At 71.1% G+C, this 16,110-nt stretch carries 14 protein-coding genes and 1 pseudogene; 8 read left to right on the forward strand and 7 right to left on the reverse strand.

The annotated features are described in order from the left end of the window. The first annotated feature begins 9 nt into the window (after positions 1-9). Positions 10-2,748, forward strand: coding sequence for a helix-turn-helix transcriptional regulator (locus tag Ate02nite_RS28715; RefSeq protein ID WP_203810951.1), 2,739 nt, complete (start codon positions 10-12; stop codon positions 2,746-2,748). Between the two features lie 6 nt (positions 2,749-2,754). On the opposite strand, the gene Ate02nite_RS28720 is transcribed toward Ate02nite_RS28715, so the two are convergent. After that, positions 2,755-3,177, reverse strand: a complete 423-nt coding sequence (locus Ate02nite_RS28720) for a tautomerase family protein (protein WP_203810952.1) — start codon at positions 3,175-3,177, stop codon at positions 2,755-2,757. A 116-nt stretch (positions 3,178-3,293) separates the two neighbouring features. On the opposite strand from Ate02nite_RS28720, the pseudogene Ate02nite_RS28725 reads away from it, so the two are divergent. Then, positions 3,294-3,581 (forward strand): annotated as a pseudogene (locus tag Ate02nite_RS28725) (pyridoxamine 5'-phosphate oxidase family protein); the annotation flags it as partial. On the opposite strand, the gene Ate02nite_RS28730 reads toward Ate02nite_RS28725, so the two are convergent. Then, positions 3,570-3,752, reverse strand: a complete 183-nt coding sequence (locus tag Ate02nite_RS28730; protein ID WP_203810953.1) for a hypothetical protein — start codon at positions 3,750-3,752, stop codon at positions 3,570-3,572. The pseudogene Ate02nite_RS28725 and the gene Ate02nite_RS28730 sit on opposite strands and share 12 nt — an antisense overlap. 126 nt (positions 3,753-3,878) lie before the next feature. Between Ate02nite_RS28730 and Ate02nite_RS28735 the strand changes: the two genes are divergently transcribed. After that, entirely contained in the window at positions 3,879-4,898 is a 1,020-nt protein-coding gene (locus Ate02nite_RS28735) for an LLM class flavin-dependent oxidoreductase (RefSeq protein ID WP_203810954.1), read from the forward strand. Between the two features lie 2 nt (positions 4,899-4,900). Here Ate02nite_RS28735 and Ate02nite_RS28740 read toward each other — a convergent pair whose 3' ends face one another. Together Ate02nite_RS28740 and Ate02nite_RS28745 are read right to left on the reverse strand one after the other, a co-directional pair. After that, the gene (locus tag Ate02nite_RS28740; RefSeq protein WP_203810955.1) at positions 4,901-6,010 is read right to left on the reverse strand and encodes a right-handed parallel beta-helix repeat-containing protein; all 1,110 of its coding nucleotides are present in this window, start codon (positions 6,008-6,010) and stop codon (positions 4,901-4,903) included. Positions 6,011-6,170: 160 nt separating this feature from the next. Next, on the reverse strand, positions 6,171-6,401 hold the full coding sequence (locus Ate02nite_RS28745) for a cell division protein CrgA (RefSeq protein WP_203810956.1): 231 nt from the start codon (positions 6,399-6,401) through the stop codon (positions 6,171-6,173). A gap of 102 nt (positions 6,402-6,503) precedes the next feature. Here Ate02nite_RS28745 and Ate02nite_RS28750 point away from each other — a divergent pair, with 102 nt between their 5' ends. From Ate02nite_RS28750 to Ate02nite_RS28765, 4 genes are all read left to right on the forward strand, one after another. Next, positions 6,504-7,634, forward strand: a complete 1,131-nt coding sequence (locus Ate02nite_RS28750; protein ID WP_203810957.1) for an alkane 1-monooxygenase — start codon at positions 6,504-6,506, stop codon at positions 7,632-7,634. After that, positions 7,631-8,218 carry a TetR/AcrR family transcriptional regulator gene (locus tag Ate02nite_RS28755; protein WP_203810958.1) on the forward strand — a complete coding sequence of 196 codons (588 nt, stop codon included), beginning with the start codon at positions 7,631-7,633 and terminating at the stop codon, positions 8,216-8,218. The genes Ate02nite_RS28750 and Ate02nite_RS28755 overlap by 4 nt, the downstream gene beginning before the upstream one ends. A gap of 58 nt (positions 8,219-8,276) precedes the next feature. Then, a complete protein-coding gene (locus tag Ate02nite_RS28760) occupies positions 8,277-8,783 on the forward strand; it encodes a hypothetical protein (protein WP_203810959.1) in 507 nt (168 codons plus the stop codon). Positions 8,784-8,940: 157 nt separating this feature from the next. Next, positions 8,941-11,193, forward strand: coding sequence for an XRE family transcriptional regulator (locus Ate02nite_RS28765; protein WP_203810960.1), 2,253 nt, complete (start codon positions 8,941-8,943; stop codon positions 11,191-11,193). Here the strand turns inward: Ate02nite_RS28765 and Ate02nite_RS49535 are convergent. From Ate02nite_RS49535 to Ate02nite_RS28780, 3 genes are read right to left on the reverse strand one after another with little or no spacing between them, the layout of a single operon-like run. Then, a complete protein-coding gene (locus tag Ate02nite_RS49535) occupies positions 11,190-13,286 on the reverse strand; it encodes a (Fe-S)-binding protein (RefSeq protein ID WP_203810961.1) in 2,097 nt (698 codons plus the stop codon). The two genes, Ate02nite_RS28765 and Ate02nite_RS49535, sit on opposite strands and share 4 nt — an antisense overlap. Before the next feature lies 1 nt (position 13,287). Then, positions 13,288-14,253, reverse strand: coding sequence for an electron transfer flavoprotein subunit alpha/FixB family protein (locus tag Ate02nite_RS28775; protein ID WP_203810962.1), 966 nt, complete (start codon positions 14,251-14,253; stop codon positions 13,288-13,290). Between the two features lie 17 nt (positions 14,254-14,270). Further along, the gene (locus Ate02nite_RS28780) at positions 14,271-15,062 is read right to left on the reverse strand and encodes an electron transfer flavoprotein subunit beta/FixA family protein (protein WP_203810963.1); all 792 of its coding nucleotides are present in this window, start codon (positions 15,060-15,062) and stop codon (positions 14,271-14,273) included. A 163-nt stretch (positions 15,063-15,225) separates the two neighbouring features. Here Ate02nite_RS28780 and Ate02nite_RS28785 point away from each other — a divergent pair, with 163 nt between their 5' ends. Beyond that, a complete protein-coding gene (locus tag Ate02nite_RS28785) occupies positions 15,226-15,990 on the forward strand; it encodes a maleylpyruvate isomerase family mycothiol-dependent enzyme (protein ID WP_203810964.1) in 765 nt (254 codons plus the stop codon). Positions 15,991-16,110: the final 120 nt, after the last annotated feature.

Below are 16,110 nucleotides of genomic sequence, written 5' to 3' on the forward strand. Positions count from 1 at the left end.
GTTGCGGGCATGGCACGGGTGACTTTACGTGGGCGCGCGCAGGAGATGTCCGTCCTTCTGGGTTCCCTCCGCCAGACCGCCCGCAGCCGGCGCGGCTCGGTGATCGCGCTGATCGGCGAACCGGGCATCGGCAAGACGAGCGTGCTGAGCGACGCGGCGGAGCAGGCCCGGCGCCAGGGATTCGCGGTGGGCGCCGGCAAGACCGAGGAGATCGACCAGGTCGCCGCGGGTGCGCCGCTGCTTGTCGCGCTGCGGTCCGGCCCGCAGCCGCTGCTCGAAGCGGAGTCCTTCGCCGGGCTGGCGCCGCTGTATGAGCGGCCGCTCTGGCTGATCGACCGGATCGCCGAGCTGCTGGCCGAGCGAGCGGCCCGCCAGCCGGTTCTGATCGGGCTGGACGACGTGCAGTGGACCGATCCACTGACCCGCTTCGCGCTGCGCGTGCTGCCGGCCCGGCTCGCCGATTCGCCGGTCGTGTGGCTGCTGGCCAGCCGGCTCACCCCGCTCGACCGGCTCGAGGACGTCCTCGCCGCGGCCGGCCCCATGCCGGTCTCTCGGATCGTCCTGGGGCCGATCACCGATGCCGAGATCGACGAGCTCGCCGCCGACCGGCTGGGCACCGCCCCGGACGCCGCCACCCGGCAGCTGCTGCGCGGCGTCGGCGGCAACCCGTTCTGGGCCGCGCAACTGCTCACCGGGCTGGCCCGCCGGCGTGCCCACGGGCTCGCCGAGACGGACGCGCACGCCGAGCTGATCGCCGGCCTCCGGCAGCGCCTGACCGGCCTGCCGGAGTCGGTGGTCTCGGTCGTGCGGGCGGTCGCCGTCTGCGGGCGGGCCGTTCCGGTCGCCGACGTCGCGGGTCTGCTCGGCCAGGTGACCGCCGAGCTGGTGTACGAGGCGGCGACCCGCGCCCAGGACGAGGGGCTGCTCACCGTCGCGGAGACCGGCCTGTCCCTGCCGCACGACCTCATCCGGGAAGCCATCTACGCCCACACTCCGGCGCCGGACCGGACCCGGCTGCACCGGGCGCGCGGGCGGCAGTTGGCCACGGCGGGCGAGGCCGCGCTGCCGGCCGTCCCGCATTTCCTGGCCAGCGCCGAGCCCGGCGATCTCGAGGCGGCCGAAGTGGCCCTGCGCGCGGCCGCCGAGAGCGTCACCGTCATGCCGGAACAGGCGGCGACGCTCGCCCGGCAGGCGTTCACGATGATCGGCGTCGCCCATCCCCGCGCCCTGGAGATCGGTGAACGGGCCCTGGCCGTACTGGTCAGCGCCCAGCGCAACAACGACGTCCTCGACCTCGCCGACACCCTGCTGCCGATCGCCGGCACCCCCGGCGCGGTGGCCCGCATCGAGGTCAGCGCCGGCCGGGCCCTCTGGGACTCCGGCGCCGGCCCGGCCCTGGAACACCGCACCAACGCCGCGCTCGGCCGCCCGGACCTGCCGCCCGCCGATCGGGCCCGGCTTCGAGCGTTGCGAGCACTCGCGATGACCCGTACACCGTCGGCGCCGGCCGCGGCCGAGGCCGCCACCCGGACCCTGGCCGAGGGTGCCCGGCTCGGCGACGGCCCGGCCCAGCAGACGGCGTTGCTCGCGCTGACCGAGATCACCCGCAATACCGGTGAGCACCGCAAGGTGCTCGACTACTTCGACCAGCTGCGCCTGATCTCGTCGTCGGCCCACGTCGCCGAGCGCATCCGCGCCCTGCAGCACCTGGACCGCTACGACGAGGCCGCCACCTTGCTGGCCAAGCTCCGGGCCGACGCCGGCGACAACCTGGACCGGCTGCTCCCGTCCCATCTGTTCGCCCAGGTGTGGCAGCACCACAACCTGGGCGAACTGGCGGCGGCCGAGGTCACCGCGCGCAAGCTGCTCCGCCAGGCCGAGGCGATCGAGAACTTCGCGTACCTGATGAACGCCCGCATGGTCCTCGGCGGCCTGGCGATCTATCGCGGCGAGGTAGCCCGGGCCCGCAAGGAGATCGCGCCGATCGAGAACGCCGTAGAGCGCCAGGACACGATCCGCGCCTCCCGCCTGCTCGCGATGCAGGCCTGGCTCGCCGCCGAGGAGGGCGACCCGGAGCGCTCGCTGCGCATCATCGTCCCGCTGCTGTCCGCGGCCGACGACGGTTCGCACGCCTGGGCCTGGTCGCCACCCTGGATGCGGACGTTCAGCGGCATCGCCCAGCAGGCCGGCGACCCCGCCGCCGCCCGGCTGGCGGCCCACCTCGCCGACCTCGGTGCCCGGCGCAACCCCGGCGTAGCGACGATGAAAGGCGTGGCCCTGCAGGTACGCGGCCATCAGACGGCCGACGCCAAGGTGCTGTCCCGAGCCGTCACCGTGCTGCGCCACTCGCCAAGACCGCTGGTGCTGGCCGGCGCCCTCCGCGATCTCGGCGACGTGCTGGTCGCCGCCGGGCGCCCGGAGGACGGCCAGGCCGCCCTCCGCGAGGCCCACAACCTTTTCGAACAGGCCGGGGCGTACGGCTACACCCGAGCGATCGAGGCCGACCACCCGGCGCTCGCCGCCCACCCCCGCCGCCGCGCCGCGCACGGCTGGGCCGCCCTGACCGAGACCGAGGCCCGGGTCGCCGAACTGGTCGCCGCCGGCCACTCCAACCGGTCCACCGCGGCCACCCTCGGCGTCTCGACCAACACCGTGAGCACCCACCTGCGGTCAATCTTCACCAAGTTCGAGGTCCGCTCCCGAGTGCAACTGGCCAACGCCGTCCGCGACGCCGCGCCGCTCCGGTAAGGCTGCTCAGGCCTGGCCGGCGGCGATGGCGGCTCGGGCGGCGGCGATCAGTTCGGCGTTGGTGTGGGCGTGGCCCCAGAGGCCCCAGCCGCCCTCCGGCGCCTCGGTCAGCAGCACCCAGGTCCGGTCCCGGAGCGAAAGGTCGCCGGCCGCCGCGGCCACGATGTCGGTCAGCCGCTCCACGACCGCGAGTTGCTTCTCCCGGTCCAGCGCGCCGGCGTTGGTCAGCACCTGCACGCGTACGTAATCGCCGTCGCCGTCGACGTTGGCGGCCGCGCCGGGCGGCAACTCGTGCACGAAGGCGGCGGTGTTCTTCCGGAACATCGGGATGTCCGGCACCTTTTCGATCTCCTTGACCGCCGTGGCCAGGTCAACGGCGAGTCGGTGCTTGTCGGCGAACGTGCCGGCCGCGGCGTACACGTCAATCATCGGCATGGTCTTTGCCCTTCGTAGGTGTGCTCGCAGCGAGCAAAACAGCACGCCGGATCCCAGAACATCACCTGAACACGTGACCGCGTTGTCGTACCGCCCGGTTACATTCGCGGCGACCAACGACGATCCTGCTCTACAGCCGGCCCGGCAAGGCGAAGCTGCGGCACATCGCCGGCAACCCGCGGGTGAGCCTGACCCTTGACGTCACCGACATCGGGCGGAACATCGTGCGTGTCGAAGGCACCGCTGTGCAGGACGGTGACCAGTTGCCGGCTCACCTTCAGCCGGACTACCTGGCCAAGTACACCGAGCGGATCGCTGCCATGTTCGGCTCGGCCGAGCAGTTCGCCGCGCTTTTCTCGGCGGCGGTGGTCATCACGCCGAGCAGGCTATACACCTGACGTGGCGGTGGGCTGCGGGAACGCTTCGCGGGCCTCCAGGAGGGCGGCTCGTTCCAGTTCGAGTTGGGCGCAGCGCAGGCGCAGGTCGAGCAGTTCGGCTCGCAGTTCCTCGGTCAGGCCGGCCGTGACCAGGTGGTCGAAGGTGCGTCGATCGGAGGAGATGGTCATCATGGTGCTCTTTTCCGTGTCCGGTGTCCTTCACGGTAAGGTCTCGTCGTCGCAATGTCTATTAGACCTATAGGAATAATATCCCATGCGCCCCTTCCCCCACCGGGACGGTAGGAATAGCGTGCGGGTATGACTGCGCGGACGCTGGCGTTTCTCACGCCCGGCAACTTTCCCGACGACGACCCGTACGCGGGCCTGGAAGACACCCTCCAGCTGTTCGAGTACGGCGAGCGGATCGGCTTCGACGGGGCCTGGATCCGGCAGCGGCACCTGGAACACGGGGTGGGCTCGGCCGCGGTGTTCCTGGCCGCCGCCGGGCAGCGCACCAGCCGGGTGGAGCTGGGCACCGCGGTCATCCCGATCGGCTACGAGAGCCCGTTCCGGCTCGCCGAGGACCTGTCGCTGGCCGACGTGCTCTCCCGGGGACGGCTGCAGGCCGGGTTCAGCGCCGGCACCCCGCCGCACGCCGAGCTGCTCGGGCACCTGGTGTTCGACGGTAACTGGCGCGACTTCGACCTGTCCCACGGGCGGATCGCCCGGCTGGTCGACAACCTCCGGGGCGAGTTCCTGGGCGACGCGGAAACGGTGATCCAGTCGCCCGGCAACACCCAGCGGCCCCGGCTGCAGCCGCACAACCCGGGCCTGATCGACCGGCTCTGGTACGGCGCGGCCAGCACCCGGTCGGCCCAGTGGGCCGGCCAGAACGGGCTGAACCTGCTGACCGGCAACATCGTCTTCGGCGAGCACCACGACGACTTCGCCGCCGCCCAGCTCGCCCTGATCGGCGAGTACCGGCAACTCGTGCCGGCGGACCGGCCGGCCCGGGTGGCGGTGGGCCGGGTGATCGTGCCGACCGACAGCGCCGACCGGGCCACCCGCGAGCGGTACCGGGCGTACGCGGCAAGTCGCCACGAACGGACGCTGGCGCCGCGCGGCGAGCGGCGGGTCCTGTTCGCCCCCGACCTGGTCGGGCCGGCCGACGAGATCGTCGAGCGGCTGGCCGCCGACCCGGTGCTGGCTCGCACCTCGGAGCTGCGGCTGGAATTGCCGTACGAGTTCCGCCGCGACGACTACGAGCAGATCCTGCACGACGCGATCCGGCTGATCGCGCCCGCTCTCGAGGCCGCCGCGGCGGGGCTCCCGCGCTGATCTCAGTTCATGGTGGCGCCGATGGTGCTGCTGCCGGTGGTCAGGAAGGTGGTGGCCGGCAGGGTGCCGCTGGACGAGCGGGCGTTGTAGGTGGTCGCGGCGTTCGTCGAGACGAACGCCGGGGTGCTGATGCCGCTGTCCCAGTTGTTGCCGGCCGAGACGACCGAGGAACCCTTGGTCACCGAGCCGCTGCCGTTGCCCACGGCCAGGTTCTTGCCGAGCCGCGCCGAGCTGGTGCTGAAGTAATAACCCCAATTCCCGTTCGCGTACGCCGTGGTCCGGTTGATGACGATGGCGCCTTTGTTGGAGTTCTCGGTGAAGCCGTTGCCCTCGTTGTCCCACGCCGCCGAGTTGTTCACGACGTGCGCCACGGTCTCGCCGTCACCGCCGAGCTTGTAGCCGTTGCCGTCGCCGGCGAAGGCCGAGTCGCCCCAGCGGTTCTGGCCGTTGCCGAAGGACCAGGTGTGCTCGATGGTGACCGGCGAGGAGAAGGACCACAGGTCGATGCCGTCGTCCGAGTTGTTGTACAGCCGGGCGCCGGTGACCAGGTTTCCGCTGCCGGAGCCGAACTTGATCGCGACACCGTCGGCGTTCTCCCCGTGTGCGGCGGCGTCGTAGTTGCCGTACGCGTCGATGTTCTTGATGGTGTTGTTCGCCGTGCCGTCGCCGGTGAGCGTGAAGCCGGAGTCACCGCCGTTGATGGTCTTGATGTTGTTCCAGTTGGTGCCGGTGCAGGACTGACAGACCACGGCACTGTCCGGAGAGTCCGAGAAGGTGATGTTTGAAACGTTCCAGTAATCGGCAGTCAGCTTGAAGATCCAAGAGCCGCTGGGCAAACTCGAGCCGGAGATCTTGACGACCTCCGAGCCGTACGCGGTGAGCGTGACCGGCGACGACGAGGTCCCGTTGACCGTCGACTGCAGGGTGGCGGTCGGGTAGTAGGTGCCGCCGCGGACCTGGATGACCGTGCCGGCCGACGCGTTCTTGATGGCGCTGGTCAGGTCGGTCACGTTGCTGACGACGACGGTGGCCGCGAAGGCCGGGGCGGGGAGCAGGACGAGGCCGACGGCGGCGACCGTCGATGCGGCGAGGACGTTCCGCATGGATCTCATGGGTGCGCTTTCCTTTCGGGGGGCCGGACAATCAGGTGGCTGCTTCGGTGGGGAGCCGCCAGCTGGGCCAGACATAGAAGCATGTCGATGCGAAGCATATCGCACCCCCGGGTCAACCGTCCGTCGACAATTGATGGAGATCGGGCGCTCACCGACCGATTCAGAGGCGGGATGTGCTCGTCGGCCGGACGTAGGCGTCGCCGCGCCAGGTCCGGCCGAGGGGCGCGACCGCGAGGATCAGGGCCAGCGGGCCGGCGTAGTTCCAGCCGCCGAGCGGTTCGAGGAACGGCGGGCGCAGCAGCGTGTAGGTGAGCAGCCAGGCCGCGGCGAGCAGCGGGCAGGCCGTGATCAACGCGCCCAGCCAGCGGCCGGACGGCTTTCCCGATTCCATGCCCGTACGGTAGCGGGGGTTTACAAAGATCGGAATGGTGACAGCCAAGTTTACAAAAACTGTCCTCTTGTAAGTTTTGGTGAGCGGTGCCACAGTCGGGCCATGTCCGAGAATCGATCCGTCTGGCGGGACGCGCGGCGCTACCTCTGGCCGTCCGCGATCGTCGTGCCGCTGCTCCCCTTCGTCAGCTATGGCATCGTCACCCGGACCGGCCTGCAAGGCTGGTGGTGGCTCACCCCGGCGGTGGTCTTCGTGGTCATCCCGGTGATCGACATCTTCGGCGGGGACGACGTCGGCAACCCACCCGAGGACATCGCCAAGGCACTGCAGGCCGACCGCTACTACCGCCGGCTCACCTACCTCTACCTGCCACTACAGCTCGGTGGCCTGGTGCTCGGGGCCTGGCAGTGGGCCGACGGCGGGCTCGGCTGGGCCGGTCGGCTCGGCCTGCTGGTGACGATCGGCGCGGTCAACGGGATCGCCATCAACGCGGCGCACGAGCTGGGCCACAAGCGGGAGAGCGCCGAGCGGTGGCTCTCCAAGATCGCGCTGGCCCCGACCGGGTACGGGCACTTCCATGTGGAGCACAACCGGGGTCACCACACCCGGGTCGCCACCCCGGAGGACCCGGCCAGCTCCCGGCTGGGCGAGAGCTTCTGGCGGTTCTGGCCGCGTACCGTGCTGGGCAGCCTGCGCTCGGCCTGGCACCTGGAGATGTCCCGGTTCCGGCTGCGGCACCGCAACCCGTGGACGGTCCGCAACGACGTACTCAACGCGTGGGCCATGACGGTCGTTCTTTTCGTGGCGCTGACCGCCGCGTACGGCATCGTGGTCCTGCCGTTCTTGATCTTGCAGGCGGTGATCGGGTTCTCGTTCCTCGAGGTGGTCAACTACCTGGAGCACTACGGCCTGCGGCGGCAATGGACCGGCAGTCGGTACGAGAAGGTCGACGAGCAGCACAGCTGGAACAGCAATCGCCTGATCACGAACATCTTTCTGTACCAGTTGCAGCGGCACAGCGACCACCACGCCAACCCGATCCGCCGCTACCAGATCCTGCGCACGTTCGACACCTCGCCGCAGCTGCCGGCCGGCTACGCCACGATGATCGTGGTGGCGCTGTTCCCGCCGCTCTGGCGGCACCTGATGGACCACCGGGTGATCGACCACTACGGCGGTGACCTCAGCCTGGCCAACGTGCACGAGCCAGCCCGGGTGAAAATGGCACGGTGAAGCAGAGCTACGCGGAGCGGGCCCGGGCCGGCATGCGCGACGCGATCCTGGACGCCGTCGAACGGCTGGTGATCGACCGCGGCTGGGACCGCACCCGGATGGCCGACGTCGCCGACGCCGCCGGGGTGAGCCGGCAGACCGTCTACCAGCAGTTCGGCAACCGCGACGACCTCGCCCAGCAGTACGTTCTGCGCGAGGTCGGCCGGCTGCTCGGGGCGGTCGACTCCGCGCTGGCCGCCCACCGCACCGATCCCCTCGCCGCCGCCGGCGCCGCGCTGGAGGCGTTCCTGACCGGCGCCGCCGACAACCTCATGATCAAGGGCATCCTGGCCGGCGACGGCGGCCTGCTCCCGCTGGTCACCACGGCCGGATTACCGGTACGCCAGGTCGCCGTCGACCATCTGGTGGCGGCGATCGGCGAGTACTGGCCGGCCCTCGACCACGGCGACGTGCTGCTGTTCGCCGAGACCATCGTGCGGCTGGCGATCAGCCACGCCACCGGCCCGTCGGCCGACCCGCAGACCAGCGTGCGCGACGTGATGCGGGTGCTGAGCCCCTTTATCCAGCAGGTGGTCGGGAAGTAAGGCTCAGGTCGGCCGGTCGCCGGCCGATCTGGCGGTCCCCCGACTGCGGAGGCCGGCCTTGAGCTTCTCCCGATTTGTAGCCCGCACCGCGGGGTTCGCGCTGGTCTACCTGCTGGCCCTGTTCGCCGGGACGGCGACCGACGGGATCGTGTGGCCGGCCGCGGCGGTCGGTGCGATCTGGCTGCTCGCGCAGGACGGGCACGGTCCGCGCCGCTACGGCATCCTCACCATGATGGTGCTGTCCGCGCTGGTGCCGGCCACCGGCGACCTGCTGGCCGGGCTGACCCAGGCGGTCCCGCAGGTGGTGCCGGCGGTGCTGTTCGTCTGGCTGGTCCAGCGCTGGAGCGGTAACCGGACCGCCGTCGTGGCGGGGGCAGCCACGACGGCGGCCGTCTCGGGCGTGGTGCTGCAGGGCGTGGTCGCCGGGGCGGACTTCGATTGGGGCTTCGCCGGGTACGCGCTGGTGCGGGACACGGTCACCGTTCTGGCGGCAGTGCTCCTGATCCGGTTGGTGGCACCCAGGGAAACCCCGACGCCGAAGCGCCGGCTCTACGTCGTCCGGTGAGAACAGAACGCCTCCGCAGGTAGGTGACCTGCGAAGACGATCCGTGGATGCCCTCCCCCGTTCATTGCGGACATCCAGGCACATCGTCATCCACCCTGGCCTTCGGGCGGCCGGCTCACCAGAGACTTCATCGGTAACTCATCGGTACAATCCACGAGTGACCGGAGGATCGGCGTTCGGGCTGACCGTGCGGGCTCACCGGCGGCGGCTGGGTTTGTCGCAGGAAGATCTGGCCGAGCTGGTCGGGGTCAGCACCAGCACTATCGGCAAACTCGAGGCGGGCCGGATCAGCCAGCCCAGGCCGACCACGGTGCGCCTGCTGGCCGACGCCTTCGGGTTGACCGACGAAGCGCGGGACACGTTCTGCCAGGCCACCGACGGCACGCCGCCGGTCGCCCGAGTGGTGGCCCAGCTGCCGCCGGACGTGCACCCGTTCACCGGCCGCGCCGAGGAACTGGCCGAATTGGACGCCCTGCTGGCCCACCCGAGCGAACGGCCGACGGTGGCGGTGATCTCCGCACTGTCCGGCATGGCCGGGATCGGCAAGACGTCCCTCGCGGTGCACTGGGCCCGCCGGGCCGCCGACCAGTTCCCCGACGGCCAGCTGTACGTCAATCTGCGCGGCTTCGACCCGTCCGGGCGGATCGTGGAGCCGGCCGACGCCATCCGCGGTTTCCTGGACACGCTCGGCGTGGCCCCCGACCAGATCCCGCCCAGTCCCGACGCCCAGGCCGCCCGCTACCGGAGCCTGCTGGCCGGCCGGCGGGTGCTGATCCTGCTGGACAACGCCCGCGACGCCGAACAGGTCCGGGCCCTGCTGCCGGCCAGCCCGACCGCCCTGGTGCTGGTGACCAGCCGCAACCAGCTCACCGGGCTGCTCGCCACCGACGGCGCGCACCCGCTGCACCTCGGCGTGCTGAGCCCGGCCGAGGCTCGCGACCTGCTCAACGAGCGGCTCGGCAACGACCGGGTGGCGGCCGAGCCCGGTGCCGTACCCGAGATCGTCGCGGCCTGCGCCGGGCTGCCGCTCGCGCTGGCGATCGCCGCGGCCCGGGCCCAGCAGTCCGGGTTCCCGCTGGCCGCGCTGGTCGCCGACCTCAACGAGGCCGGCAACCGGCTCAACGTCCTGGACGCCGGGGATCCGCTCAGCGACGTACGCGCCATCTTCTCCTGGTCGTACGCCACCCTCACGCCGCCCGCCGCGCGGCTGTTCCGACTGCTCGGCCGGCAGCCCGGCGCCGACCTGTCGATCCGCGCGGCCGCGGCCCTGGCCGGCGTGCCGGTGGCCGAGGCGCGGCGGCTGCTCTCCCAGCTCACCCGGGCCAACCTGGCCACCGAACACCTACCCGGCCGGTACACCCAGCACGACCTGCTCCGGGCGTACGCCGCCGAACTGGCCTCGCCCGCGGAAGCCGAGGAGGCGCTGACCCGGCTCATCGCCCACTACGTGCACACCGCCTGTACGGCCAACCGGCTCGTCTACCCCAACCTGGACGCCATCGCCGTGCCGCTCGAGCCGCTGCCGGCCGGCGTCGAGGTGGACCGGATCGCCGACCACGACGCGGCCATGACCTGGCTGGCCACCGAGCACGGCAACCTGCTCGCGGCGGCCACCCATGCGGCCGGCGCGGGCCTGCACGCGTACACCTGGCAGTTGGCCTGGGGTTTGGACACCTTTCACTACCGCCAGTGGCACCTGCACGACCAGATGGCCACCTGGCAGGCGGCCGTCACCGCGGCCCGGCACCTGGGCAGCCCCAGCGTGCTGGCCTACACCCACCGTCGGCTCGGCGAGACCTACCGCCGGCTGGGCCGCTCGGCCGAAGGTTCGGCCCAGGCCCGCGAGGCCCTGCTGCTCTTCGACGGCATCGGCGACCGGTGCGGCGTGGCCGACGTGCATCTCGACCTGTCCATGCTGGCCGAGAAGCAGGGCGACTTCGCAGAGGCACTCGAGCACGCCGAGCGGGCCCTGGCCGCGACCCGATCCGGCGAGGCGCCGGTCACCGACCCGGTCGAGCTGCGGATGGCCCGCGCCCTCAACACGGTCGGCTGGTTCCGCGCCCTGCTGGGCGACCACACCGCGGCCCTGGTCTTCTGCCGGGAGGCGCTCGACATCAACACCCGCCGCGGCGACGAGGAGAACATCGCGTTCACCCTGGACAGCCTCGGCTACGCCCACCAGCATCTGCGCGACCACCAGCAGGCGGTCGACTGCTACGAGCGCGCCATCGACTCCTTCCGCCGACTCGGCTTCGCCTCCATGACGGCCGACGCCCTGGAACGCCTCGGCGACACCCACCACGAGGCCGGCCAGCCCGTCCCCGCCCGCAACGCCTGGACCGAGTCCCTGAACATCCGGATCAAGCTCGACGACGACTCGGCCGGCAAGGTGCGCGAAAAGCTCAGCTAGGTCGGGCGGATCGAGCGCAGCAGCACCCGGGACACGTCGATCACCTCTACCTCCTCGCGGGCCTTTCCCTGCTGCTTTCGGACGGCGGTGCCGTCGGTCAGCATGACTATGCAGAACGGGCAGGCCGCCGCGATCAGGTCGGCGCCCGTCTCCAGGGCCTCGTCGGTGCGGGTTTCGTTGATTCGGGAGCCCAGCGTTTCCTCCATCCACATCCGGGCGCCGCCGGCGCCGCAACAGAAGGACGTTTCCTTGCGCCGGTGCATTTCGGTCAGGCGCAGGCCGGGTACGCCGGTCAGGACCTCCCGCGGCGGGGAGAAGACCCGGTTGTGCCGGCCCAGGTAGCACGGGTCGTGGTAGGTGACGTTGGCGTCCACCGGGCTGACCGGGACCAACCTTCCCTCGGCCACCAGGCTGGAGAGCAGCTGGGTGTGGTGCAGGACCTCGTAGTCGCCGCCCAGCGGCCGGTACTCGTTGCCCAGCGTGTTGAAGCAGTGCGCGCAGGTGACCACGATCCGTTTCGCGCCGGCGCTGTTCAGGGTTTCCACGTTCTGTTTGGCCAGCTCCTGGAACAGCAGCTCCTGGCCCAGCCGGCGGGCCGCGTCGCCGGTGCAGGTCTCGGCGCCGCCCAGCACCATGAACGAGACGCCGGCCTCGTGCAGCAGCTCGGCCACCGCGCGGGTGGTCTTCTTGGCGTTCTCGTCGAGCGCGCCGGCGCAGCCCACCCACAGCAGGTGGTCCACGTCGTCGGGGAGGCGCTCGCCGTCGGCCAGCACCCGGACCTCGAACGGCAGGCCGGTCGTCCACTCCAGCCGGGCCTGCGCGCCCCGGCCCCACGGGTCGCCGCTGCGCTCCAGGTTGCGCAGCAGCGTGTGCGCCTCCTTGGGGAACTGCGACTCGATAAGCACCTGGTAGCGGCGCATGTCGACGATGTGGTCGACGTGCTCGATGTCGACCGGGCACTGTTCGACGCAGGCGCCGCAGGTCACGCAGGACCACAGCACGTCCGGGTCGATCACCCCGCCGTCGCCGACCAGCGACCTTTCCGCTTCAGCCAGCACGTCCCGGGGCAGGGCCGCGCGCTCTTCGTCCGAGCCGGCCAGCAGGTAGGGGGCCTTGGCCATGGCGTGGTCGCGCAGGCTCATGATCAGCAGCTTGGGGCTGAGCGGCTTGCCGGTGTTCCAGGCGGGACACTGCGACTGGCAGCGGCCGCATTCGGTGCAGGTGCCGAAGTCCAGCAGGCCTTTCCAGGTGAAGTCCTCGATGACGCCGCGGCCGATCTTGTCGTCCTCGCCGGGGTCCTCGAAGTCGACCTCCTTGCCGTCGGAGTAGACCGGCAGCAGCGCGCCCAGCGCGCGCGGGCGGCGGGAGAACGCCACGTTGAGCGGCGCCAGGAAGATGTGCAGGTGCTTGGAGTAGAGGACGATCACCAGGAAGCCGAGCACCACAGCCAGCGAGGCGAGCAGGCCGGCGGTCTCCAGCACATCGTTGGCGGTGCGGCCGAGGGGCTCGAGCACCCGGGCAGCCCGTTCGGAGGCGAACGCTCCCTCGTCGTACGGGAAATTGCCGGTGTTGATCTGCGCTCCTCGATAGAGGAGCAGGGTCCACATTACATTGAAAATCATGAATAGTACGAGCCAGGCCGGTCCCAGATGCGATCCGAAGAAGCGGGATCGGCGGCCCTCGCGTTCCGGGTTCTGGCGCAGCCGAATGGCGGCGAAAACGGCCAGGCCGGCCAGCACCGCCACGATGAACAGGTCCTCCAGAAAGCCCAGCCAGGCCTGTTTACCGATGACGGGAATGGCGAAGTCGCGCTGGAAAAGGGCCCCGAACCCCTCCACGATGGTGGCCAGCAGAATGGTGAAACCCCAGAAGACCGCGAAGTGGGCCGCGCCGGGAACGCTCCATTTCAGCAGCTTGCGCTGCCCGAGAACCTCGACCGCCACCGCGCGTACGCGTTTGCCGACGCCACTGGTACGGCCGGGTTCGACCGGCTGGCCGCTGCGGCCCAGCCGGTAGAGCTGAAGCGCACGGCGGCCGGCCACGGCGAACACGGCCAGCGTGATCGCGATGCCGAGTACAAGTCGCACGACCACGTCATCCCTCCACAATCCGGGGTTGGGCCCGGCGTCGCTCGATCTCGGCGATCAGCTCCGGGACGACCTTGTGCACGTCGCCGACCCCACCGAGGTCGGACAGCTGGAAGATGGGGGCCTGCGGGTCGCTGTCGATCGCGACGATGGTGGCGGCGCCGCGCATGGCGGTGCGGTGCCGCATCGAGCCGGAGATGCCCAGGGCCAGGTAAAGGCTGGGGTGCACGATCGTGCCGACCTGATCGACCTGCATCTCGGGCGGGCACCAGCCCTGTTCGGCCGCGGCGTGCGAGCCGGCCGGCAGCCCGTCCAGGGCCGCGGCCAGCTGCCGGACCAGCTCGAATCCGGCCCGCGAGCCGACCCCTCGGCCACCCGCGACGATCACCGCTGCGGTGGAGAGCTCGCGGGGCCGGGTGCGGTCCCGGGCGATCATCCGAACGGCGCGCACCCGGTCGGGGAAGGGCACCCGGACCGGGCTGACTCTTGGTTTGGCCGGGGCGGGCACCACCGTGACGTACTCGGTGCGGACCGCGAGGATCGGGATGCCACGCACCACGCTGGACTCGACCCGGTAGGCGCCACCCTGGACCGACTGCACCACGACCGGGCCGTCCGTCACATCGATGACGTCACTCAGCAAGCCCGAGTCCAGCCGGACCGCGACCCGGCCGGCGATCTCCAGGCCGTCGCGGCCGGAGGCGATCAGGATCGCCGCGGGCCGGTTGCGCCGGGCCAGGTGTACGAGCATCTCGACCCGGGCGGCCACTGGGTGCTCGTCCACCTCGGCGGCGGTCACCGGGTAGATCGTGCGCGCGCCGAACCGGCCCAGCACCGCCGTACCGGCCGGGTCGGGCGAGCCGCCGACCACCGCGGCCGGGACGCCGAGCCGCCGGGCGAGGGTGAGCAGCGCGCAGGTGGCGCGGTGCACGCTCGTCCCGCCTTGCTCGGCGAGAACCAGGACCTCCGCCACGCGCGTGCCTCCCGGAGCTAAAGGAACTGGCGCTCGGCCAGAAAATCGGCGAGCCGGGTCGCCACGCCGGCCGGCGGGCCCATGGCGAGTACGTCGCAGTCGCGCCGGCCGCCCCGGCGCGGGGTCGCCGCCCGGACGATCGACGCCGAGCCGGCCAGCCCGACCTCGGCCGGTTCGATGCCGAGCGCGGCCAGCGGCCAGACCGAGATCGGCTTGTCCCGGGCGCCGCGCCGGGAGACATACCCCGGGTAGTGCGGCTCACCGCACCGCTCGGTCACCGAGACCACCAGCGGCGGGGCGGCCACGAAGACCCGCCGGTCACCGCACCCGTCGTCACGCTGGATCTCGACGGTCTGCGAGCGGACCAGCAGCCGGTCGGCGAAGCAGAGCGCCGGCACGCCCAGCCGTTCGGCGACCATGGCCGGCACCGCCGACATCCCCGAGTCGGCCGACGCGGAACCGCACAGCACCAGGTCGAACCCGAGCCGGCCGACCGCGGCGGCCAGCACCCGCGAGGTGGCCAGCGCGTCCGACCCGTGCAGCGCCGGGTCCTGCACGTGCACCGCCGTGTCGGCGCCGAGCACCAGGGCGGTGCGCAGCGCGTCGACCGCGCCGGGTGGCCCCATGGTGACCGCGGTGATCCGGGCGTCGGGCCGGCCGACCGCGATCTGCAGACTCTGATCGACGGCACACCAGTCGGCGGCGTTGAGCGCGGCCGGCCCGGCGTCGCGGACCACGGTGAGATCAGGCGCGAAGGCAAGACCGGCATCGGCGGCCGGCACCTGCTTGACGAGCACCACGATCCGCATCGCGTGAACCTCCGGCCGGCATCCGTACGGGGCTGAACGCGAGTTTAGGACGACGATCGTCGATCTGACCAGAGTCAGCGGCGACAGGCCTGCCACCTCATTCCGAGCTTGCAGTGCTCGAAACTCACTGTCGGTTGTCGATGTGTGGTGTTACAACGTCTCGGTGGAAGAGAATCTTGCGTTCGCTGACCTGTTGCGGCTGATGGACGAGCGATCGACCGCTTTCCAGGCGGCGGTCGCCGCGGCACCCAGCCTCGACGTGCAGGTACCGACCTGCCCCGAGTGGACATTGCTCGACCTGGTGCAACACCTGGTGCAGACGCGCAACAAGTGGACCGCCATCGTCGCTGCGGGGCCAGCCGACGATCCTGCGACCTTCTCCGTCCCGACGGCACCCCGCGAGCGCGAAGCCGTGCCGGCCTGGTTCGCCGCCTCGGTGCAGGAGCAGCTGGACGCGCTACGGGAGGCCGGACCGGACCGTGGCTGCTGGACGTGGTGGGGTGATTCGCAGTCGCCGCAGACCAGCGGTGCCGTCGCTCGCGACCAGCTCCAGCAGCTCGCCGTGCATACTTACGACGCCCAGGTAACGGTGGGCGCCCCGCAGCCACTGTCCAGCGAGCTGGCGCTCGACGGGGTCGACGAGTTCCTGACCACCCGCTGCGCAGGAACGGAACCCTGGCCGCACGCGCCGGTGGTCGTCGACTACCACGCCGCCGAGGGCCGCTCGTGGCGGCTCTGGGTCTCCGACGGCCGCACGCGCACCGCCCAGCTCCCCGACGGCGCTACTACCGGTGAAGGCCCAGAAAAGGCCGACGTAGCCGTCTGGGGCACCGCCCACGAGCTTGTCATGTTCTTCTACGGCCGGATTCTCGTGGAGTCACTGCGCACTGAGGGCGACCAGGGAATCCTCGTGCACCTCCACGTATAGAAGCAGCCCCGGGACCATTTGGTGCGCCCATGTCCATCGGTGGGCGAGATCAGCACGATCCCTGGCCTGCCGCAGGTCCCGTGCAGTGAGGTCGCCCGGGTGCTGCTCGACGCGGCCAGC

Source organism: Paractinoplanes tereljensis, assembly GCF_016862435.1.
Classification (GTDB): Bacteria; Actinomycetota; Actinomycetes; order Mycobacteriales; family Micromonosporaceae; genus Actinoplanes; species Actinoplanes tereljensis.